This window comes from Sinomicrobium kalidii (assembly GCF_021183825.1).
Classification (GTDB): Bacteria; Bacteroidota; Bacteroidia; order Flavobacteriales; family Flavobacteriaceae; genus Sinomicrobium; species Sinomicrobium kalidii.
The window spans coordinates 2,055,984-2,076,852 of record NZ_CP089211.1; the positions used below are offsets into that span (position 1 = coordinate 2,055,984).

16 protein-coding genes are annotated in these 20,869 nt (G+C 44.5%); 8 read left to right on the plus strand and 8 right to left on the minus strand.

The window, feature by feature from the left end:
• Nucleotides 1-229: 229 nt before the first annotated feature.
• From LS482_RS08195 to LS482_RS21680, 5 genes are all read right to left on the minus strand, one after another.
• Complete coding sequence (locus LS482_RS08195) at nucleotides 230-1,357, minus strand: S41 family peptidase (protein WP_233031293.1); 1,128 nt, start codon at nucleotides 1,355-1,357, stop codon at nucleotides 230-232.
• Nucleotides 1,272-1,736 carry a hypothetical protein gene (locus LS482_RS08200; protein ID WP_233031294.1) on the minus strand — a complete coding sequence of 155 codons (465 nt, stop codon included), beginning with the start codon at nucleotides 1,734-1,736 and terminating at the stop codon, nucleotides 1,272-1,274. The genes LS482_RS08195 and LS482_RS08200 overlap by 86 nt, the downstream gene beginning before the upstream one ends.
• Before the next feature lie 332 nt (nucleotides 1,737-2,068).
• Entirely contained in the window at nucleotides 2,069-2,776 is a 708-nt protein-coding gene (locus tag LS482_RS08205; protein WP_233031295.1) for an AraC family ligand binding domain-containing protein, read from the minus strand.
• A 91-nt stretch (nucleotides 2,777-2,867) separates the two neighbouring features.
• The gene (locus LS482_RS08210) at nucleotides 2,868-3,722 is read right to left on the minus strand and encodes a hypothetical protein (RefSeq protein ID WP_233031296.1); all 855 of its coding nucleotides are present in this window, start codon (nucleotides 3,720-3,722) and stop codon (nucleotides 2,868-2,870) included.
• Between the two features lie 457 nt (nucleotides 3,723-4,179).
• Entirely contained in the window at nucleotides 4,180-4,308 is a 129-nt protein-coding gene (locus LS482_RS21680; RefSeq protein WP_302849398.1) for a hypothetical protein, read from the minus strand.
• Nucleotides 4,309-5,057: 749 nt separating this feature from the next.
• Between LS482_RS21680 and LS482_RS08215 the strand changes: the two genes are divergently transcribed.
• Entirely contained in the window at nucleotides 5,058-6,782 is a 1,725-nt protein-coding gene (locus LS482_RS08215) for a helix-turn-helix domain-containing protein (RefSeq protein ID WP_233031297.1), read from the plus strand.
• A gap of 181 nt (nucleotides 6,783-6,963) precedes the next feature.
• Here the strand turns inward: LS482_RS08215 and LS482_RS08220 are convergent, their stop codons facing one another.
• Complete coding sequence (locus tag LS482_RS08220) at nucleotides 6,964-10,071, minus strand: non-ribosomal peptide synthetase family protein (RefSeq protein ID WP_233031298.1); 3,108 nt, start codon at nucleotides 10,069-10,071, stop codon at nucleotides 6,964-6,966.
• Nucleotides 10,072-10,657: 586 nt separating this feature from the next.
• Here LS482_RS08220 and LS482_RS08225 point away from each other — a divergent pair.
• Nucleotides 10,658-10,801, plus strand: a complete 144-nt coding sequence (locus LS482_RS08225) for a hypothetical protein (protein ID WP_233031299.1) — start codon at nucleotides 10,658-10,660, stop codon at nucleotides 10,799-10,801.
• 108 nt (nucleotides 10,802-10,909) lie between these two features.
• On the opposite strand, the gene LS482_RS08230 is transcribed toward LS482_RS08225, so the two are convergent.
• Both LS482_RS08230 and LS482_RS08235 read right to left on the minus strand, forming a co-directional pair.
• Complete coding sequence (locus tag LS482_RS08230; protein ID WP_233031809.1) at nucleotides 10,910-11,278, minus strand: 3D domain-containing protein; 369 nt, start codon at nucleotides 11,276-11,278, stop codon at nucleotides 10,910-10,912.
• 429 nt (nucleotides 11,279-11,707) lie between these two features.
• Nucleotides 11,708-12,064 (minus strand): winged helix-turn-helix transcriptional regulator, encoded by a 357-nt coding sequence (locus tag LS482_RS08235; RefSeq protein ID WP_233031300.1) that lies wholly within the window; start codon nucleotides 12,062-12,064, stop codon nucleotides 11,708-11,710.
• 109 nt (nucleotides 12,065-12,173) lie between these two features.
• On the opposite strand from LS482_RS08235, the gene LS482_RS08240 reads away from it, so the two are divergent.
• From LS482_RS08240 to LS482_RS08265, 6 genes are all read left to right on the plus strand, one after another.
• Complete coding sequence (locus LS482_RS08240; protein ID WP_233031301.1) at nucleotides 12,174-12,920, plus strand: SDR family NAD(P)-dependent oxidoreductase; 747 nt, start codon at nucleotides 12,174-12,176, stop codon at nucleotides 12,918-12,920.
• A 232-nt stretch (nucleotides 12,921-13,152) separates the two neighbouring features.
• The gene (locus tag LS482_RS08245; RefSeq protein ID WP_233031302.1) at nucleotides 13,153-13,566 is read left to right on the plus strand and encodes a VOC family protein; all 414 of its coding nucleotides are present in this window, start codon (nucleotides 13,153-13,155) and stop codon (nucleotides 13,564-13,566) included.
• Nucleotides 13,567-14,055: 489 nt separating this feature from the next.
• Nucleotides 14,056-15,075 (plus strand): L-glyceraldehyde 3-phosphate reductase, encoded by a 1,020-nt coding sequence (gene mgrA / locus LS482_RS08250; RefSeq protein WP_233031303.1) that lies wholly within the window; start codon nucleotides 14,056-14,058, stop codon nucleotides 15,073-15,075.
• A 325-nt stretch (nucleotides 15,076-15,400) separates the two neighbouring features.
• A complete protein-coding gene (locus tag LS482_RS08255) occupies nucleotides 15,401-15,832 on the plus strand; it encodes an EthD family reductase (protein WP_233031304.1) in 432 nt (143 codons plus the stop codon).
• A gap of 126 nt (nucleotides 15,833-15,958) precedes the next feature.
• On the plus strand, nucleotides 15,959-16,192 hold the full coding sequence (locus LS482_RS08260; protein ID WP_233031305.1) for a hypothetical protein: 234 nt from the start codon (nucleotides 15,959-15,961) through the stop codon (nucleotides 16,190-16,192).
• A gap of 857 nt (nucleotides 16,193-17,049) precedes the next feature.
• Nucleotides 17,050-20,703, plus strand: coding sequence for an amino acid adenylation domain-containing protein (locus LS482_RS08265; RefSeq protein ID WP_233031306.1), 3,654 nt, complete (start codon nucleotides 17,050-17,052; stop codon nucleotides 20,701-20,703).
• The last annotated feature ends 166 nt before the right edge of the window (nucleotides 20,704-20,869 follow it).

The following is a 20,869-nucleotide window of genomic DNA, read 5'->3' on the forward strand; positions in this document are numbered from 1 at the left end:
CGTACTATTCAATCTGAAAGCCCGGATAAATTTTGTAACAACTCCCGGGGAACATCACACGGTGAGCAGTGACGGTTGTTTACCCGGGAACAACGCTATGTCGTACTAATCATCTTATAAAATTAGATACATATTCTTAGAATTCCTTACGGATTTCCGTAACAGGCCAAACAATATTTTGTTATTTTATAGGTAATTAGCTGCTACTCCCGTTAGATGAAAACCGGTTTTATTTGTCTTTTTCTATAAGTTTGATGACAAATTCCATCTGGGTATCCCTGTGTTCCAGGTAATCATTGAAGTACTGCTTTACCGTATAGTCTGGGAGAATACCCCTGTTGTACACCTGGTTATCCTTTTCCGGCACATCCTGTTCCAGGTTGACAATAGAGAAAAAGGTTTCCAGTCCGGATTTTGGCAGTATATATCCCCAGGGCGTATGCCCGTTATGGCCATAGTAGCCTCCCATGGTTTCTTCTCCTACGGTCACTGTGTTCGGGTTACCGGTCACCATAGCGGCAAACAGGCTCCCTGCCGATGCCACTCTTGGTCCTATTAACAGATAAATATTTCCCGTAAAGGCATTTTCTTCGGGTGTTCTAATCCTGTGGTCTTTACTTGTCTCCGTCTGGTAAAACCTGCCTCCTTTTTCCATCGGAAATTCTTTCTGCAGCATTCTATTGTATTTTCCCACGCCTAACGGTCTCAGGAAAGACGGTATTTTGCTGTAGGCATACCGCAAATAAGGCACCTTGTTAAAACTCACCCAGGCTTGTCTGTTTTCCCGGAAATTCCGCTGTGCCAGGTAGGCATAGGTTATAAGGTCGTTGGGATCTGTTCCCCCGCCGTTATGCCTTACATCCACGATCAGGTTTTTTGTTTTTCGTGTTTTCAGTTCCGTAAAAACACTGTCCAGGAAGCGGGTATATCTGCGGTGTTTCTCTGAGTTCTCATTACCCAGCGAGAACGAATTTACCGTAAGCACGGCTACCGCCTCATCCCTATATTCAAAAGTATACGACTCTTCTTCTTCCCAGCCTTTGTAATCCCCCTCGTCATACGGACGGGAGTACCTGTTCTCTACATTTTTGTAATACGTCCTGTACCCTACACTTTCCAGGGTTTTACACCGTACATTATGGGAGCCGTGCGGTATGTAGCACACCTCAAACGTATTTTCCAACCCGTAATGCAGGCGGTAGTACCGGGCAAAACTGAAATTAATGCCGATAGCCTTTCCTGTAATGTTCACCCCGTCCGTGGTATAATATTTATACAATGCAGAAATAACCGTTTCCATAGGCCTGCCGTTGATCGATACGATCCGGGTGCCCAGCGGAATTTCTTTGCCCTCCATATAGTATCCAGGAATCCTCTATAAATTTTACCGGATAAGGAAAGTAACCGGTTTGCTCCCCGGCCAGTGACTTACGGTATTTCTTCGGAAGGGAGGTATCGCTGTGCAGGCTGCCTTCGAAATCGGTGAGCTTTACGATGATATTGTAAAAATCCCGGTAGGTTTCTGCCTTTCCCACCTGCGCTTCCGCCCAGGTGTATATACTATCTGTTTCCTTTTCGGACCTGTACTTATACAAACCGGAGTTGGCACTGATCCTGATCTTTTTAAAGATGTCCAGGTCTTTACGCATTTTGGACCTCGGGAAAGGATCGTCTACGGACTGGGGAAAAACAGCGTATGTTACTGCCAAAAGCAGCAGTATTACTAATTTTTTCATGTTTGTTTTTAATTTGATGAACACTACTTGTTACCTGACGGATGCGCTTTTCATTTATATGGGCATCAGGCCAATAAGGTACTATTCCATACCCCGCAGACCGGATAGCTCTCCGAAACATTTGCATTTTCACCAATGGCCCGGGCTTTCGAACCCAAGCCATACCCCGCAAAGGACGCCACAAAAAATATTCGTGTATCCGTGGCAAAAGGCAAATCGTTTCTATTTCCATACAGGCAAAAATACCCGTTGCAAAACGTACGGACTTGTATAATCTTGGCAATTCTATTCCTAAGGTAAAAGGGTATGCTGATAGGCCACGGGCGATATTCTCACAAAACGCTTAAACGTCCTGGAAAAGTGAGCCCGTAATCATAGGCAATTTGTGTAAGGCGGGAATGTGCCGTAATCTGTTGTTTTCCGGAAAAAATCTTTTTCATCAGCACATAGTGCATGGGAGACATGCCCGTTGAAACCCGGAATTTTTTGGCAAAACCGTATTTGTTACAGTTAACTACCCGCGCTATTTCTTCCAGGCTCAGGTTGGCAGTGATGTTGGCATGAATAAAGTCAACGGCATCGTTCAGGCTGGCCGGGGCCAGTTCGGAATACTCCCCTTCTTTTTCCACGGCAAAAGGGTACAGTGCATCTGCAAAACCATTAAGTGCTACCCGTATGTTTTCGGTATGCCGTATCGCAAGGCTTTGTTTGAGTATTTCAAACCACTTTCCGGTATTTCGGTCTTCGATTTTTCGCTGATGAAAGGTTACATTTTTTCCGCCGAAAAGGTATTTCATCACCTCCTGCGGAATGTAAACCGTGTCGAAATCAAGCTTTATACCCGGGTCTGCCAGGGGATTGGCATGCACTTCATACGGATTGGTTATGGTAATACTCCCCGCCTCTCCGTACAAGGTTTTGCCATCCATCCTTATAGCCTCCGTACCGCTTCGGATCAGGGAGATACAAAAAGTTTCGTGGTAGTGCTCCGGGAAGGCTGCTGCCAGGTCTTGTATGGATATGTATTCGAGGTCGTTCAACAGTTTTACTATACCTATTTGATATTTTCCTTTTTCCGGCCAATAGCTCCTGATATTGGAGCAGCCTTTATAAATTACATTCCAACCTATGTTACCACTCCAAAGTAAAAATCACTTCCAGATTACCGCCATCACCCCGGATTTTAACCGTGTCCGGTTTTGTTTCGGCATAATCCTGAAACGTATAATATTCCTCAGACGGCCAATATTCGAGAAGTGATCTTGATATTCCTTCGGTATCATATCCGGAAATGTCAATACTGAACCGGGCAGATGTTCCTATATAAAGGTTTCTATCTTCCAGATCCCAGAACAGCGTCTCACCTTTCTTTTTTTCTTCCGGCCTATGCCATTCATTTGTACTTCTTTGTAAGGACTGCCCTTCAAAAGATATTAAATAAGCATCCTTCGATAACAGAGACAAGAAATTGGTCAGTGTATAGGGTGCATTTTCCGGGCTTTCAGCATCCCACACTTCCTTTTTTCCGTAAAAAGATAATACCTCAAAAGATTTTACCTTTACGGCACTCCCTTTTGCAACATTTATATTCAATGTCTTTTCTATAAACTTCCCATCTACACTTTCTACTGTAAACCCCACCTTGTTTTCTCCCGGAAACATAAAGCCTGTATATATCGATATTTCCTTGCCCAGATTATCGGGAGCATCATCCATACCGCTAAGTGTTTTGGTATAAGGCAAAGTGTCCCCGGAAGAGGAAATAGTATAACGGGTTATACCCACGGAACGCATATTTTCCTCACAGGTTATGACAAATTCTATCGACTTATCAATTTCATAAGTCTGCGAAGCCGATGTTACTGAAATTTCCAGACTCTCTTCCGGGGGCTCTTCGTCATCCAAAGCATTATCGCCATTTGTGCTGCATGAATTTATTAAAAAACCGAACAAGCAAAAATTTATGAGAACGTATATCTTTTTCATTATCCACTATAATGTTTTTGTGTTTCCCCGGCAATTTAAGTCAATTTTTTAAATTATTTTGTCGGGACGGGCTTCCATATCTATCAAAAAAGAAATTTAACATACTTTAATCCCACGCCACACAATCACTTTAAAAACATCTTTTACTTCCTCCGCTTCAAAATCCGGATTGGATTCCAGGAGATGTTTGCATACGGGAATATGTCCTTGCCCAAAAATGACCAAAAACCCGTTCATCACTCACTTAAACGAACCTATTGGTAATAATTTTCTGCCATCAATGGTATAACTCTCCTCATAAGTCAATTTTATGAGCTCTATGTTATGTATACTTCCCTTTGTCCTTTTGGCAAACAAGGCATAACATGCAGTATACGGAAAAGGCCTTCTCCCGTTTTCGTACTGTCTAAAAGTAAAAAACTGAGCTAAATTGTGGATCAAACAAGTACACAGTCTTTTATTCAACGGCCTCTATCGGTGGGTTACCGACTAACCCTGCTTTAAAATTTTCCCAGTCTGAAAAAATTGCCAGAGCAATTATAAATACAATGGCTACTATTATGTACCTGAAATTCTTCTTTTTCATAATTGCAAAATTCTTTTGATGAAGAAAAATTGTGTTTAAAATAAAGGAAAGCCTGAAGACGTAAGATTTTTCATTAAACTCACAATAAACTTTCTTCCGTTGAGTACCTCGTGAGCTTGCCCCGAGATTTTTTAAGTGAAAATCTAAACCCTTTTGTAGTACTGAATAATTATTAAGCCAACTTTATAGAAGATAGGTAAAAACCACCTACAGGGCGCTACTAATTAAGCGCATCTACAATACCATCAAGTATTCCGGAGCGATCATGGATAAAAGCTATGGCGATAACCACTAACCAAGCTACCGCTAATATTTTACCTAAAGGCTCGTTGTTAACTGTTTTTTTGATTTTGACATAATTTAATTAATCTTTAAAATAATTATAATACGCGTAGGCCATTCCTAATGCACCTGCATAACCACCTAGTACTCCAGATACAATGCCAAGTCCTGCCACTTCAGCAGTATTACCTCTGTCTGTATCTTGTAATTCTACCTTTTCAGTTCCTGTACTTGCAACGAATTTAAATTTTTTAAAATTAAATTATTTTTCTTACGAAACAATGTGTGCACATCATTTTGTTTTACAAGGCTAACTTACAACCTTCCTCTCTCAAATTCTGAGAGTAAGACAGCTTAATTGTTAAAAAAAAATTAATTTTATAGCCCCTGTTTATGTCGGAGTTTTATACAACTAATTATTACGGTTTTCTTGGCTTTGAAAACTGCCATGAAATAATCCAAACCCAATGAAGATAAAGAGCCCTGAATCGTCATTCCTTCTTGTCATTTTACTTTTTTGTCTGTACGGGGAAGCCCAAGAGGATATACATGACACATTATACCGTAAAAACTATGATGAACTCAAAGAATTATTCCATACCTGGCTATCAAAGGATACGTTGACAGCGGAAGCCATTGCCGATGCTTATATAGAAAAAGGCAGGGCGGAAAATGATTCCATTAGAATAGCTAAGGGATATTATTTATACGCTACTTCCTTTGGTCCGCGGAGAGGATTGTTATACGCGGATACTATAATCGCATTGACAAAAAATGCCAATGACAAGTTCTATCCTGCAACAGGATATCTCGCCAAAGGGTTTTGGTTTTACCAACTCGATGAGTATAAAGAAGCATTAAAATATTACCTAATAGGTAATAAATATGCGGTAGAACGAAAAAATCTCAAACACCAGGCTTATATTCTCCCTATGATTATAGCTCTGAAAGATAGAGCAGGAGACCATCATGGGGCATTATCTATGGCAAAAGAATATTTAAGAGCCATAGAATACCAACCGGAGTACAAAGAACTTTATAAAGATCATTCAAATCATAAAAATGTTTACAATACGGTTTATTTGTCCGCCATATACAACATATCCCTGTTATTTCTACAAATCAGAGAAATGGATTCTTCCAGAGTGTACTTCCAAAAAGGAATTGCAAAAAGTATAGTATATAAAGATACAGTACAATATTATGAATTAGTATCAAGCAGTGGCTCATTGGAATATTACGACGGTAATTATCATGCCGCTTTGGACAGCTTAAACAAGGCGACCCCCCACCTTACCAATGAGCACAATATTGCTATGGCTCATTATTACAAGGGAAAATCTTATGAGGCCCTGGGACAAAACAAAAAGGCTTTATCCGTGTTCCTGAAAACCGATTCCCTGGCCAATAAAATAGATTATCGATTTCCGGAGCTAAGAGAGGCTTATGAGTACCTCGTGGATCATTACGACACGCAAAGTAAAAAAGACAGCCAGCTCATCTATATCAACAAAATACTGGACCTGGACAAAGAACTGCTGGAAGTGCGTTCCATGGACGGGGAGATTGCCCGTAAATACGATACCCCCCGGTTAGTCCGTAAAAAGGAAGCGCTTCTTAAAGAGCTGGAAACAAAACACAAAAGAAACGTATTTTACAAATGGCTGCTCTTTAGTACGATTATACTGTTGGCCGTATTCCTGATTTACTACTATAAAAAACAATACACTTATCTGAAAAGATACCGGGAACTCCTGTCCGGAAATTCTACAAAGCCGGAAAAATGCCCGGAAGCAAAGATCAAAAACAAACAGGATTCTTACGTTCCGGAACATATATTTACCACTATTAAAACAAAACTGGAAAAATGGGAGGCAACTAAAAAATATACTACCCCGGATATCACCCTGACAACCCTCGCCAAAAACCTGGATACCAATTCCTCTTACCTGTCCCGGGTGATCAACACTACCCGGGGTATGAACTTCAGTCAATACCTGCATCACCTGCGTACAAATCACATCATACAACGTCTCAAGGAAGAAGAAAGACTAAGAACCTATGCCATCGAAGCCATTGCAGAAGAAGCGGGATACAGGACTACACAATCCTTTACCCGGGCATTTTACCGTCAAACGGGGATTTACCCTTCTTATTTCCTGAAAAAGCTCAACAACCCGGCCAATAAATAAGATCGGTGCATCAGTCGCAAAAACAACTCCATAACTCATCAGCTCCCCCTCATTCAATAACCCGGTACCCCAATAACTAAGTAACTTTACAACCAAAAACATCCGTATATCTGTGGCAAAAAAGACGGGTTCAACTTACAAAAGTCAAACCCGTCTGTTTAAATTCCGTATAGTAGTTTCCTTAATCGGAAGTTACGGGATACAGGTTTAAAAACTGCAAATACTTATCCAGTATACGCCTGTCAAACACGGGTTCCTCTATCCCGGACCCCTTCAGAAAATCCGTCACGTTTTGGCAGTCCCATATATAGGTATGCTGGTAGAGTTCTACGGTTGAAAGGCCTTTGTACATATTGTCCTTAAACAGGCTGGTAAGGGGGTAAAGCGGGTGGTTAGCATCGTTTTCCCATTGTTTTCGCCAGTCTTTATAAGGCAATGGTTCCAGGTCAAAGGCATAATAGTCCTTAAGCCGCCGGAAGAAATCTTCCAGGGTAAGGTTGGTTTCGGGCCGGGCGATCAGGTTGAATTTTTTGCCTATGGCCTCCGGGTTCTTGGAAATATGTACAATGGCTCTGGTCATATAATCCACGGTAATGAGCCCTTCCCGGAGTTCATCCAGCGCAGGATAGTTCCCCGATTGAATGCAGGTCTTTACCAGCCCGGCCCACCATTGATACGGGGCGCAGGCCCCGGTTTCGCTGTTACACATGGCATACCCCAGTCTATGGGTTATTACCGGCAGGCCTTTACTTGCGGCCAGGTCGGCAATGGCTTCCATCACCCATTTGCTCCGTACATAGCCAATATCCCGGCTCACCGATTCCAGGTTCTGTGCAATACCGTCATTTTCCTTCATTACGGTCTTATCGGTAAACACGTGCCCCCAGCTGTATATTGAAATGGTAGACAGCAATACCAGGCATTTTGTCTTTTGCGTTGCCGCCAGGTGTATGATCTCGCGCACCCCGTCCACATTGGGCGATTTCATATAGGAATACGGCTCGATAAAGTTTACCGAACTCCCGGAATGGTAGATCACATCGACGGTGCGGCTCAGGGTATCGTAGGTTTCTTTGTCAAACCCCAGCTTTTTACGGGAAAAATCACCGGGGACGGGTATGATACGTTCTTTTTGTTCCGGTGTTATTCCTATGTTATACCTGGAAAAGGTCTGCATGATCTTTTCCATGGCACGTACCTTGTCATGGGCGCGAACAAGGCAGTACACCGTTGCGGAAGGATGCCCCTTCAACAGGTCCTGTAAAAGGTGAATGCCCACAAAGCCGGTAGCCCCGGTAAGCAAGACCGATTGCTGGGCGGCCAGGTTCTTTTTGTCGTAATCACCGGAGATCACCGTTTCCGGGTTCAGGTACACATCGCGTTGCAGTTCAACGTAGGGTTCCATGTCTTCTTCGGGCAACAAGGCTTCTTCCTTTCTCCGGTCCAGTACTACGGCCAGTTCCCGGATGGTGGGATGCTGGTATATGTCCCGGACGTACGCCTTTACGCCGAGCCTTTTTTCAATCTCCGTGATCACAAAGGCCACCAGTATGGAATCCCCGCCAATATCAAAGAAATTATCAGAGACATTCACGGCAGCGAGTTCCAGGGCCTCACACCACACCCCGGCTATACTACGCTCGGTAGCATTCGCAGGCGGGGCAGATAAGTGTACTTCCTGCAACTGTTCCTCCGCAAGCCGGAGCAGGCGGTTACGGTCTGTTTTTCCGTTTTCGGTAAGGGGGATACGGTCTACGGTTATAAAATGGCCCGGGACCATATATTCCGGAAGCTCTTCCCGCAATACCGCCTGAATGTGCTCCCGTTCCGGCAATGACGCCCCATCGCTCCCTGCAATAAATGCAACCAGGTATTTGTTATTGCTTTTGTTTTCCTTGGCCATGACCACCGCATTTTCAATACCGGGTATATCCAGCAGACACCGTTCTATTTCTCCCGGTTCCACACGAAACCCCCTTATTTTTAACTGATGGTCTTTTCTTCCCAGGAATTGAATACGGCCCTCCGGCAACCAGCGGGCCAGGTCGCCGGTACGATAGAGTTTTTTACCGGACAGAAAAGGATGGTCTGTAAATTTCTCCCGGGTCTGCTCCTTGTTGTTCAGGTAACCGGAAGACAGCCCTATACCGCTGATGCACAACTCGCCCACAGTGCCTACGGGTAACATTTCAAGCTGTTCATTCAGCACATAGGCCCGGGTATTGGCTATGGGCCTCCCGATGGAAGACACAAACGCCCCGTTTTCGTCCCTTACCCTGCGGTATGTGGCAAACACCGTACACTCGGTAGGGCCGTAATAATCGATAAGTTCATAGGTAAGCCCCGACGTCAGCACGGGTTTGAGCTGCTCTCCGCCGGTAAACAGGTACCGCAGGGACGGGCTGTTTTCGCGTTTGCTGCATTCCACGATAGCCGGTGCCAGTACCGGGGGAACAAAGCCGTGTGTGATCCTGTTATCCAGGAAATACTGCCACAGGGCATTAACGTCGATCCTTTCACTGTTACCGGCCACATGTAACGTGGCTCCCGAAAGCAGGGCCGACCATACCTCCCAGACCGAGATGTCAAAAGCAAGGCCCGCTACCAGCGTAAGCCGGCATGTTTCATCCACCTCAAAATGTTGGTTATGCCATGTGATAAGGTGCTGGATGGCCCGGTGTGTGACCATCACCCCCTTGGGCTGGCCGGTAGACCCGGAGGTGTATATCACATAGGCCAGCATATCCGGGGTTACACTTACCGGGCTAAAAGCGGAAGATGCGGCTGCAGTGATATCGTCCGTACACCATACCACAGCAGCCATTTCCCTTGGCAGTTGTTCACCTAATGTACGGTCTGCAATAACAATACCCGCCCCCGTATCTTCAATAATATACAAGGCCCGCTTCGGGGGGTAATGCGGATCAACGGGTACATAGGCCGCCCCGGTTTTCAGGATGCCGAGAATGGCTACGAACCAGTCTGCAGACCGATCCATCCAGACCGGCACAAGATGACCGGGCTTCACTCCTTTTGCCGTTAAACAACCGGCAAGCCGGTCGCTTTTTTCATCCAGTTCCCTGTAAGTAAGGCTTTGATCCCGAAAGCTGATCCCGGTGTTGCCGGGGGTACATTCTACCTGTTGTTTAAACAGTGACACAAGAGTGGCCTGCGGATCGTAACCGTTCCAGGCCGTGTTGTTAAACACCTCGATTTCTTTGTCTTCCGGAGACAAGGCAGCTCCGGAAGAAGGGTGTTGTCCTTCGCTGAAAATAGGTTGTTCAGACATAAAATTTGGGTTTTAAGGGTTATACATTATTGTTGGGTACAGGACAAAAAATACCAGCTATGCGGTAAGACCGCAGGACGTAGGATATAAGACTTTAAAATGCAGATGAAAAAGATGTCGGACACCTTAGTCCTGTGTCTTAAAGTCCTAAGTCTAAGCATAACGAGCTTCGGAGTTTTTATCATGTACTTAAAAAGTATTGTTGTTATAAAGGTTCCGTTCTTTAAAAGACAACCACTTCCCCGCGTTTTAAAATCTCCCGCACCGCATGTTTACCCGGTAAATGACCTTCGGATCACCCGTTATCAATATTACAAACAAAACACAATAACAAAGTAAATTTTACATTATATAAAAGTTTATTCTTACGTTTACAAGATAATAATTCATGTTATTATCTCCTTACGGATTTCCGTAATTCAACTCTTAATTTTTAAGTGAACTACTTTAGGCTTCGAAGTTGCAAACTGTGCAGAGCAGGCATGAGATGCATAGGAGATTCTCAAGGGGGGAGCTTGTTTGACATCTCAAGCAAGGGTTGTAATTTTGAAACGCTTTTGATTCATAGCGTTTAAACATTAATCACGTGAATATTAATAATTCCGCCTATCAACAACTAAATAATGTGGGGAAGACCACGGCTACAGGGGATCTTCAGTCACTGGTAGAAAAAGGTATTCTCAAACAATCCGGTAGTAAAGGAAGAGGAACAAAATACGAACCTGGATAATTGGCCGGTAATTGCACATACTATACAGCCCTCCCGCTCTGAAGTATATCCCGGTTCCGCAAGTTTACAGCCCAGCCGGGCCCCCTCCCCACCCCGGCAACCCTGCCCTTAATGCTCAGGGGTAAAGGTGATGGTCACCTTTCGCTTTCCCCACCGGCGGGCGGCTTTTACGTCCTGCCCCATATAGATGTCTATTTTTTTCTTCCAGCGTTTGTGCATCTTGTCTTTCACTACATAAACGCCGTCCAGGCCTTCAATTTTAACTTTTGTGTTGTAGTCGAGGCCCATCTTTATCAAATCACGCGAAACAGCAATCGCCTTCATCCCCGGCTTTAACTTATCACCCCAGGCGGTTAACGCAGGGTTTCCTGTTGTGGTTTGGCTGTTAACAGAATTATAGGCCACGGCCGTAACCTCCAGGGTAATGCTTTGTTGGGGAGCCTTGTTGGTAGTGAAACCGGAAAGGACAAGTGCGATTCCAAAAACAACTAAGCGTGGTAAAAATTTTGAGCGGTATTTTTTATAAAGAGGTTTCACAGTTGTACGCATGTATTTTTAACGGCTTCCTGTTTCGTTTATTTTCTTTTCCGTCAGGAATGGGGTAAAGGTTTTCCCGGTATTTTACTATGCATCCGACTTCAACACTACCATAAAACCCCGTGCTGCGAAATGTATGCTGAAGTCGCTGCGAATGGCGCTGACTTCGCAGTCTATTCCCCAGCCGGTCCTCGTTGAAGCAAAGCGGAAACGGGCCAAAAAACATTGAAAATTCCGACTGACATTCATCGCCTTTGTGCTAAACTTCAAAGGCGGTTCTTCTATCAACTTTTTCGGTTAGACCGCCCTTCGCTGATTTTTAGAAAAAAATGATCACGACAGGCAGCCGTTCAGACCTACCGACAACAACTATTTTTCGATGATCTTTTTTCGATGTGCAATTCCCCATTCCGTAAGGTTGTCAATTATCGTTTTTAGCGTTAAACCGTGTTCAGTAAGCTGATACTGAACAGTTACAGGTTGCGTGTCTAAAACGGTTCGTTTTATCAACTTGTTTATTTCAAGTTCCTTTAGTTCTTTGCTCAACATTCTGTTGGAAATTCCGTCCACATCATTCAAAATATCAGAAAATCGCCTTTTGTTGTAAAAGCAAATAGACGAAATAATTGATATTTTCCATTTTCCACTCAACACATCCATTGAATCCTGGACGGCTCTCATTTCTTTCTTGTGTTCCTGCCCGAAATCTTTTGTCTGACACTTCATAATGTTACTTCGTTACACCGATGTTACCGTTATTTTAAAGAACAAAGTTACTAAAAATAACTTTCTACAATTACCTTTGAACCACTAAACAAAAAAGAAATTTTCAAAAATGGATTTTACAAACAAAAATGTAGTCATTACAGGTGGTAGCACAGGAATCGGATTTGCAACCGCAAAAGCATTTATCAACGCAGGAGCAAGCGTTTGGATAACAAGCAGAAGTGCCGAAAACCTGCAAAAAGCAGCGGCAAAAATCAACAGTCCGAAATTAAAAACGGTCGTTTCGGACACTTCAGATTTGGCAGGCATTGCAGTTTTGGAAAAAGCAGTTGCAGAAAGCGGAAACAAAGTGGACATTCTTTTTCTAAACGCAGGAATTGCCTTGTTTACACCAATTGAGCAAGTAACAGAAGTAGACTTTGACGCACAATTCAACACGAATGTAAAAGGTTATTTCTTCACATTGCAAAAACTTATTCCTCATTTGGCAAACGAGGCATCGGTACTGTTCACTTCATCAACTGTTGCAACAACATCCCAAATGTATGGAAGTGTATATTCTGCAACCAAAGGGGCTGTAAATAAAATTGCCCAGGTTGCTGCAAACGAATTGGCAGACAGAAAAATCAGGGTGAACATCGTAAGTCCCGGACCAACACAAACCGAAGGTCTTGACAAAGCCATTCCTGATGATGAAGTTAAAAAACAATTTGCTACAACTACGGCTTTGCAAAGGCTGGGAAATCCTGATGAAATTGCAAAAGCGGTGTTGTTCCTGACTTCCGACAACGCAAGTTTTATTACAGGAACAGAATTATTGGTGGACGGTGGTTATATCGGCTACGCAATGAAATAACTCAGCAACAAGAATCGTTTAGACAAAAGCCACAGACACAAATTATCTGTGGCTTTTGCTTTTCAGGCGACAGTATTTAACCGACAAACAGACTCCTTGAATTGAGTTTTGAACCCCACAAACTGACTCTTGCGGAATTTTTGGAAAAAAGAAAAAAACTTTACCCCCCCCTGACACACCCTTGTCATAGCCCCCTGCTACTTTTGCATAAACAGTTTTAAATAGTATTATTATGAATCTTCTTTCTATTAGAATTATTACGACAGATGTAGAAAAGTTAGCTGGTTTTTACGAAAAAATAACCGGATTAAAAGCAATACGATACACTGAAGAATTTGCCGAATTGAAAACTGAAACGGCAACATTGGCATTTGGCAGTACCAAAACCTTACAGCTATTTGGCGGTGATGATGTAGCAAAAGCAGCTCAAAATCGTACGGCGATTATTGAATTCTTATCAAAAAGTGTAGATGATGACTATGCCAGGTTAGGGGAATTAATCGGTCCTCACCTTGTACAAGAACCAACCACAATGCCTTGGGGAAACAGGTCGCTTTTATTCAGGGATCCTGATGGAAATTTAGTCAATTTTTTTACCCCTCACACACCCGAAGCATTCGAAAGATTTAAAAGAGACACTGAATAAAGATTAAAAAGCACTACCGCTAACAGCCAATATAAATAATCGCTCCGGGAATATCTGCAGATAGAAGAAAAGCCCTGCTCTACGAAGTATTTAAGGCGCTGCGAATGGCGCTGACTTCGCCGCCTGTTACACGTCAATGACAGGCCGGGACATCAAGTCCCTCCATGTATGAGGGGCATTCTCCGGAGCATTAGCCTCACTTTTTGTGACTTTGGAATTTACCGGGGCTTTGCAGCAATACACGGCGTAAGAGATTAATAAAAAATCTACGATCTTCAATTTTATTCACCCCCGTTTCCGTAACCGGGCAGGAATTTTACAGGCTTCCCTGAAAATACATGTGCCATATTGGCTATTAAATTTTATTTTTGATGAAAAATTATGATTATCCGTAATTAGTCATGGAGCAATGTTTACTGTCAGGTCGAGTCCTTCGACCTGACAGGCCATTATGACTAAATGCGGACATTCTATTAAAAAATATACACCATGCATATAAACGACACCCAATCTTTACCGCTTTATACCGCCAGTGAAAAACGCTACGATACCATGCAATACCGCCGCTGCGGGCAAAGTGGCATTCGGTTGCCCCTGCTTTCCCTGGGGCTGTGGCACAACTTCGGCGATGGCAATGATCTTACGAAAGCCCGGACCATTTTAAGGACCGCTTTTGACCTGGGGATTTGTCATTTCGACCTGGCCAACAATTATGGACCGCCTTACGGTGCTGCCGAAGCGAACTTCGGGCATATTTTTAAAAAGGATTTTGCGCCTTACCGGGACGAGCTTTTAATTTCCAGTAAAGCAGGTTGGGATATGTGGCCGGGGCCTTATGGGAATTTCGGTTCCAGGAAATACCTCATAGCCAGCTGTGACCAGAGTTTAAAACGGATGGGGCTGGATTATGTAGATATTTTCTATCACCACCGCCCCGATCCCGAAACGCCCCTGGAAGAAACGATGGGTGCTTTAGACCAATTGGTACGCCAGGGGAAAGCATTGTATGTAGGAATTTCTCAATACAATGCAGAAGATTCGGCCAGGGCTGCCGCGATACTGAAGGAGTTGGGAACCCCTTTCCTGATCCATCAGCCGAGGTACAATATGCTCGACCGGTGGGTGGAAAAGGACAGGCTGTTGGATACCCTGGAAACGGCAGGTGTGGGAGCTATTGTTTTTTCTCCTTTGGAACAGGGGATTTTAACGGATAAATATCTGAAGGGTATTCCGGAAGATTCCCGGGCAAAAAAAGACGGCAGGTATCTTCAGGCCGGCCAGATTACGGATGAGGTCATAGCCAAAGTGACAAAATTAAATACCGTGGCGCAACGCCGGGATCAGTCCCTGGCACAGATGGCCATTGCCTGGTTATTAAAGGATACGCGTGTAACCAGCGTGCTGATCGGTGTAAGCAAGGCAGAACAATTGAGAGCCAATGTTGCGGCACTGGACAACCTGGATTTTACAGCCGCCGAACTGGAAGAGATCGAAGCGGTTTTAAAATAACACCTGTTCGATTTAAGCTAAAAACGTTCATTGCGATAAGTAACATTTAATCAACCGCATAAATTGGCAATGACGTATCTGTCAGCCCGAGCCCTTCGACTGTGCTCAGGACAGGCTAAAGTCGAGGGGTTTTTAGCCCGAATAGGCTCTAAAAGGAGGGCTCGGCTTTAGTTTATCCTGAGCTTGCCTGTACTGAGTGTAATTGAAGTGCCAAAGGGCTCAACCTGACAGGAATAAAGATCACCATCTGTTTTTCTGTATGACACAAATCGAATTCACGTGTAATTATGTATATTCATGAACCGACAATCAAAACCAATTTATTATGAAAACGAAAATTAAATTTCTCTTGCTCATCTCTTTTACGGTTTTAATAAGCTGCGGAACCGATGAAATTAAACATTTGACCCCCCCGGAAACCGGAACATATAAAGTGGCCATTCTATATCCGAATGGAGCGAACAAAACATTTGACATGGATTATTACGAAAAGAAGCATATGCCTATGATGGCCGGACTTTTAGGTGATAATTTAAAGTTTTATGAAATTGACAAGGGGATAGCGGGCAGGACAGATGGTGATAAAGTGAGTTTTGTTACTATGGGTTATTTTTACATCAACAATGTTGATGAATACAATAAAGTGATTGCCCGAAATATTGATACCATTCGCAACGACATACCGAAATACACAAATATTCAACCGATAATACAAATAAACGAAATCAAACAATGGAAGTCCAATCATATAAAATAAGGGCCCTCCTGAAAAGTATATGTTTGAAAATCCTGCGCTGCGAAGTCAGAGACATTCGCAGCGCCAGGAACGAAGACTTTCCTTCTAACTATTAAAATTTGTATCTTTGATTAAAAAGCGAATAGCATGGATTTGCAAACCAGGAAAATAGAATTTATTCAGGAGTTTTTAAAACTCCAAAGCGAGGAAGCTATTACCCGGCTCGAAAAATTGCTGAAAAAAGAACGAAAAACAGCGGTTCACAAAGATTTCAGACCGATGACAAAGAAAGAATTAAATCAAAGGATAGATCAATCGGAATCTGACTTCAACAATAATAGGTTTAAACGAACTTCCGAACTGCTCTCCAAATACAAGTAACGGAATTTGAAGTCATCTGGTCTGAATTTGCCGAGCATCAACTTGATGATATTTTTGAGTATTATAGTGAAAATAGCAGTGCAAAAGTTGCTGAAAAATTGGTCATTTAAATGAACCTCAAAAATTAATCCACAATCCATATTCCGGACAAGCAGAGCCACTGCTACAGGAACGAAAAGAACCTTATCGTTATTTAGTATATAAAAGTTATAAAATCATCTATTCGGTAGACCTGAAAAACGGGTTTATCAAAGTTGCCGATGTTTTTGATGCCCGTCAAAATCCGGAAAAAATAAAAGATCAAAATAGATTCCGAGGAATAAAAATCCTCAACTGATCCTCACTTGGGCAAAGTGTACACTGAAGGTGCTGCAAATGTCTCTGATTTCGCCGCCTGTTACACGTCAATGCCATAGCAGCTAAAATTTTTTGAATACTTGAGGGTTAAAAATACCTCATCAGCAAGGAGGAAAAATTTATACCGGAAAATATAAACGAGCTGAGAACACCCCTTTAGCATAAGACGAAAAAAATTAACTACCTTGCATTTACGACACAAAAAGAAAGATATATAACTAAGTTGACCCCGTTTTTTGCCGGTTTATTAACCGATACAACTAAACCTCTCCGGACTGCAGGTCCGCAGGTGAGGAAGTGACAATGAAATTGCTATTTGATTACTGGTCATTGCGTATTGACTAAATAACCGAGTAACTGAATAACCTATTAACGCAATAACTGAAATTCAGGTTCTCTAACATAGAAATTGCTAAAAATCGACTAGCATGCTGGCCTAAGCCAGTGTAAAAGATACGGAAGAAATAACCGGATTGACCCCTAAATACGTATACCTACTTATGGAAAAAAAATGTAATGAAAATACCGGCAGCAGCGATCGGCAAAATACACAAACGCAACTGCGGACAGAACGATCGCTAAACGAACAACAGCACTATAACACAACGGAAACCATCTGCGGGCTGATTGCACGGAAAGCGCAGGTACATCCGGAACGGACGGCGATTATTGACGGAAAGCTAACGGTAAACTTCAGGCATCTGACGGATCGGGCGAACGCCATTGCCGGAGCGCTTGTAACCCGCGGCGTCCCGCAGGGGTCCCTGGTTGGCGTATGTATGAGCCGCAACCGGGAACTGGTTGCGACTTTGCTGGGTGTATTACGGGCAGGCTGTGCCTATGTACCGCTCGATCCCGCTTATCCGCGGGAACGGGTACGCTACATGCTGGAGCATTCCCGTGCGATAGCCGCTATTGTGGATGATGAGAACAGTGCGGAACTTTGTGAAGGCGTACAGGAGCTGATATGGCTTGATAAGGTGAAGCCACAAACAACACACCAATTAGCCGGGCCGTCTGCGAACGATCTCGCTTATGTAATCTATACCTCCGGCTCCACAGGACGCCCCAAAGGGGTCGCTATCGAGCATCGGAATGTGGTGGCGATGACCCAGGCCATGGGCAATTTATTGGATGCTAAAGATCTGGAGGGCATGCTGGCCGCGACCTCGGTCTGTTTTGACCCCTCGGTCATGGAAATCCTGGGAACTTTAGCACTGGGAGGAACCGTGGTCCTGGCAAAAAACATGCTCGACTTACCGGCCTTATCTTCAAAGAACCTGATAAAGAGTTGCGTTGTTGTTCCATCTGCGATACAGGCATTACTATCTTCAGGATGGGTGCCTCAAGGCATTCGCTGTATCGTTTTTGGCAGTGAAGCGCTTAAGCGACCGTTGGTAGAAAAACTTTTCGCCCTGGAAACAGGGACCCGGGTGGTCAACGCTTATGGCCCTACCGAAGATACGGTCTTTTCGACGGCGGTTGAGATCTTTAACCATACGCAAAACGTGACTATCGGGAAATCTGTGGCAAACTCCCGTTCCTATATACTTGACGATGATATGAACCCGGTGCCCGATGGTATGGAGGGCGAACTGTTTTTGGCGGGAAACAAGCTTGCGCGTGGATACTTGTATGACGAAGTGCGTACCGCAGAGCGATTTATAACGATGAAACCTACCAGCGCGATCCCCGAGGTGCGGCTGTACAAAACAGGTGATCTTTGCCGAAGGAATGAAAACGGAGACATCGAATTTTTAGGACGCGTAGACCAACAGGTCAAGATCAGGGGCTTCCGGATCGAATTGGAAGAGATTGAAGCTGCACTGGAATCCATGCCGGGGATTACCGCGGCTGCGGCTGCAGCCGTAGATGGTGGTATAGGACAGAAAATGCTTGTAGCATACGTAGTGCGTGAGCATGAAGCTGTAACAGGTGAGCATGTGAAGGCATATTTAGCGCAAAGAATGCCAAAGTATATGGTTCCTCAAATGGTGATACACCTTGAGGAACTGCCTCTTTTACCCAACGGAAAGCTCGACCGTAACAAGCTAAAGTCCCTGAAAGGACCCGACCATCCCGAACAGGAGCAACAGACGACTGATGTAAAACCCGGGCCCGGACTCCATGCCAACGGACAGGCACAAAACCCGGCAGGTCACGGCACCGGCCGGCAGGTAGCCATACTGTCGGTAATTCGGGAAGAGGTTACTGCGCTTCTGAATCTTAATGATTCCGAACAACTATTGCCGGACGATTCATTCGATAATCTGGGACTTGATTCACTGTCCAGCCTGGAATTGAGTGTCCGGCTTTCAAAAATATTTGATCTGAAGCTTTCCGGAACAGTTGCCATGGAGTATCCCACCCCTGTAGCGCTGACCCATCATATCCTGAAACTGATAGACAATGGCACAGCTAATGCGCCAGGGGAGCATACATGTAAAACAGCTTCGGACACGCTTGAGACCTTTCAGGAACGTATCCGGTCCAGCCACCCCACGTTTCAGGCTGCAAAAGCATCCTCCTGGTCCGCTGATGACAAGAGTAAACTCGTGCAGGAAGTGCTGCGTATGGTGAACAACCTCGATAGAAATCCGTACAGTAAGGTACTCCGTACGGGGAGCGCTACCAAAGGTACCGTAACCGACGCGTACAATGATGAAGAACAGGAAGCCATTATATGGACGACCAACCTGTACCTTGGCATGAACCGTGATAAAGAGGTAATTGAGGAAGCCTCTAAAGCCTTGCAGCAATTCGGGAGCGGAATGGGAACCTCTGCAGCGGCTTCCGGGATGACAGATCTCCATATAGCGTTCGAAAAAGAATTTGCCGAGTTGGTAGGAAAGCCCGGCGCCTGCCTGTTCCCTACGGGCTATACTGCAAATGTTGGTGCTGTAGCGGGACTTCTGGGTAAAAATGATGTCGTGGTTATCGACCAGCTCTGCCACGCATCTATCGTTGACGGTGCCCGTCTGTGTGGTGCTACGATCAGAACATTTCAACACAACAGCTCCGCTGACCTGGAAGCCGTTCTTAAATCGGAAGTATCCCCCTACCGTTCCGCACTGGTCGTTCTTGAAGGTGTTTACAGTATGGGGGAAGGCGCCGCTCCGGTTGCGGAAATTGTACGCACCGCAAAAGCATATGATGCGCTTGTGCTGGTAGACGAAGCTCATTCATTCGGTTTTTACGGTAAACGCGGCGCAGGTATTTGTGCTGCCCAGGGCATCACCGAAGAGGTAGATTTTATTATGACCACACTCAGTAAAGCACTTGGTAGTCTCGGGGGCGTGGTTGCTGCCCGGCAAGAACATATAGATCTTTTGAAATCATCTTCGAGAGCCTATATTTTTCAGGCTTCCGTCAGCCCGGCAGATATGGCTGCGGCACTTACCGCTTTGCGCCGGCTGCGTTCAGACGACAAACTGCGGGAACGACTTTGGGATACAACCCGGTACATGCGCCGGCAATTCATCGAAGCAGGTTATGACCTGGGTACGGGGGACGGCCCCATCATTACACCGCATTTTAGCGATAAGGATAAATTATACGCCATAGTGCAGGGCATGTACAAGCGCGGCGTTCAGACATCGGCGGTGACCTATCCTATTGTGGAGAGCGGAAGAGGTCGTCTCAGGCTTATATGCTCATCTGCCCATACCCGGGAAGATGTCGACAGGACGCTCGATGCGCTTATCGCGGCAGAACGTGAAGTCGATGAGGGGGAACAGTTAACAGGTTCCCGGACTGATGACTCAGGAGATCCGGCTATTATACAGTCTGACGTAAAGCAGTGGATAAATGACTTCGCTGCTTACCTGAAAGCATCAATAGCTGAAAAAGCCGCGCATCAGACTCCGAACCTTGTTGTGGCTATCCGCATTCCCGGTCACGAAAAACCGATGACCATAGTAATCAATGAGCGCAATGTTACACCAGGCACCGAAGAGATACCCGATCTCCCTGTGTGTTCCCTGCTTCTTAAAAATAACCGGGCGGTCGCTGCCTTGCAGACATCAGACGTCCAGGAGCTGCTTCATTGTATCAGCAAGGGCACCTGCGTGTTAAGCGGTCAGGTAGAGCCTTTTATCTGGCTCATTGCCCGAATGGTCGAAAAACAACGGGCCGTTGTGGAGAAACACTCTTAAATGTCCGGACAGGAATTTAATTTTGACATCACCATACTTCGCTCCGGTTAAACATAAGAATAAAATTAACGGATGCCCAATTTGAAGAAGTTGTATATATTTTCGAACAAACCAAAGGAATCTTACACTCGGACATGAGAAAAAATAATTGCGGACTCAAAACTGA

Excerpts from the sequence above, each read along its gene's own strand:
- LS482_RS08245 (WP_233031302.1), top strand. The coding sequence starts at position 13,153 with ATGAATCTTCTTTCTATTAGAATTATTACGACAGATGTAGAAAAGTTA.
- LS482_RS08195 (WP_233031293.1), bottom strand. The coding sequence starts at position 1,357 with ATGGAGGGCAAAGAAATTCCGCTGGGCACCCGGATCGTATCGATCAAC.
- LS482_RS08210 (WP_233031296.1), bottom strand. The coding sequence starts at position 3,722 with ATGAAAAAGATATACGTTCTCATAAATTTTTGCTTGTTCGGTTTTTTA.
- LS482_RS08220 (WP_233031298.1), bottom strand. The coding sequence starts at position 10,071 with ATGTCTGAACAACCTATTTTCAGCGAAGGACAACACCCTTCTTCCGGA.
- LS482_RS08215 (WP_233031297.1), top strand. The coding sequence starts at position 5,058 with ATGAAGATAAAGAGCCCTGAATCGTCATTCCTTCTTGTCATTTTACTT.
- LS482_RS08200 (WP_233031294.1), bottom strand. The coding sequence starts at position 1,736 with ATGAAAAAATTAGTAATACTGCTGCTTTTGGCAGTAACATACGCTGTT.
- LS482_RS08260 (WP_233031305.1), top strand. The coding sequence starts at position 15,959 with ATGGATTTGCAAACCAGGAAAATAGAATTTATTCAGGAGTTTTTAAAA.
- LS482_RS08265 (WP_233031306.1), top strand. The coding sequence starts at position 17,050 with ATGGAAAAAAAATGTAATGAAAATACCGGCAGCAGCGATCGGCAAAAT.
- LS482_RS21680 (WP_302849398.1), bottom strand. The coding sequence starts at position 4,308 with ATGAAAAAGAAGAATTTCAGGTACATAATAGTAGCCATTGTATTTATA.
- LS482_RS08235 (WP_233031300.1), bottom strand. The coding sequence starts at position 12,064 with ATGAAGTGTCAGACAAAAGATTTCGGGCAGGAACACAAGAAAGAAATG.
- mgrA (WP_233031303.1), top strand. The coding sequence starts at position 14,056 with ATGCATATAAACGACACCCAATCTTTACCGCTTTATACCGCCAGTGAA.
- LS482_RS08240 (WP_233031301.1), top strand. The coding sequence starts at position 12,174 with ATGGATTTTACAAACAAAAATGTAGTCATTACAGGTGGTAGCACAGGA.
- LS482_RS08255 (WP_233031304.1), top strand. The coding sequence starts at position 15,401 with ATGAAAACGAAAATTAAATTTCTCTTGCTCATCTCTTTTACGGTTTTA.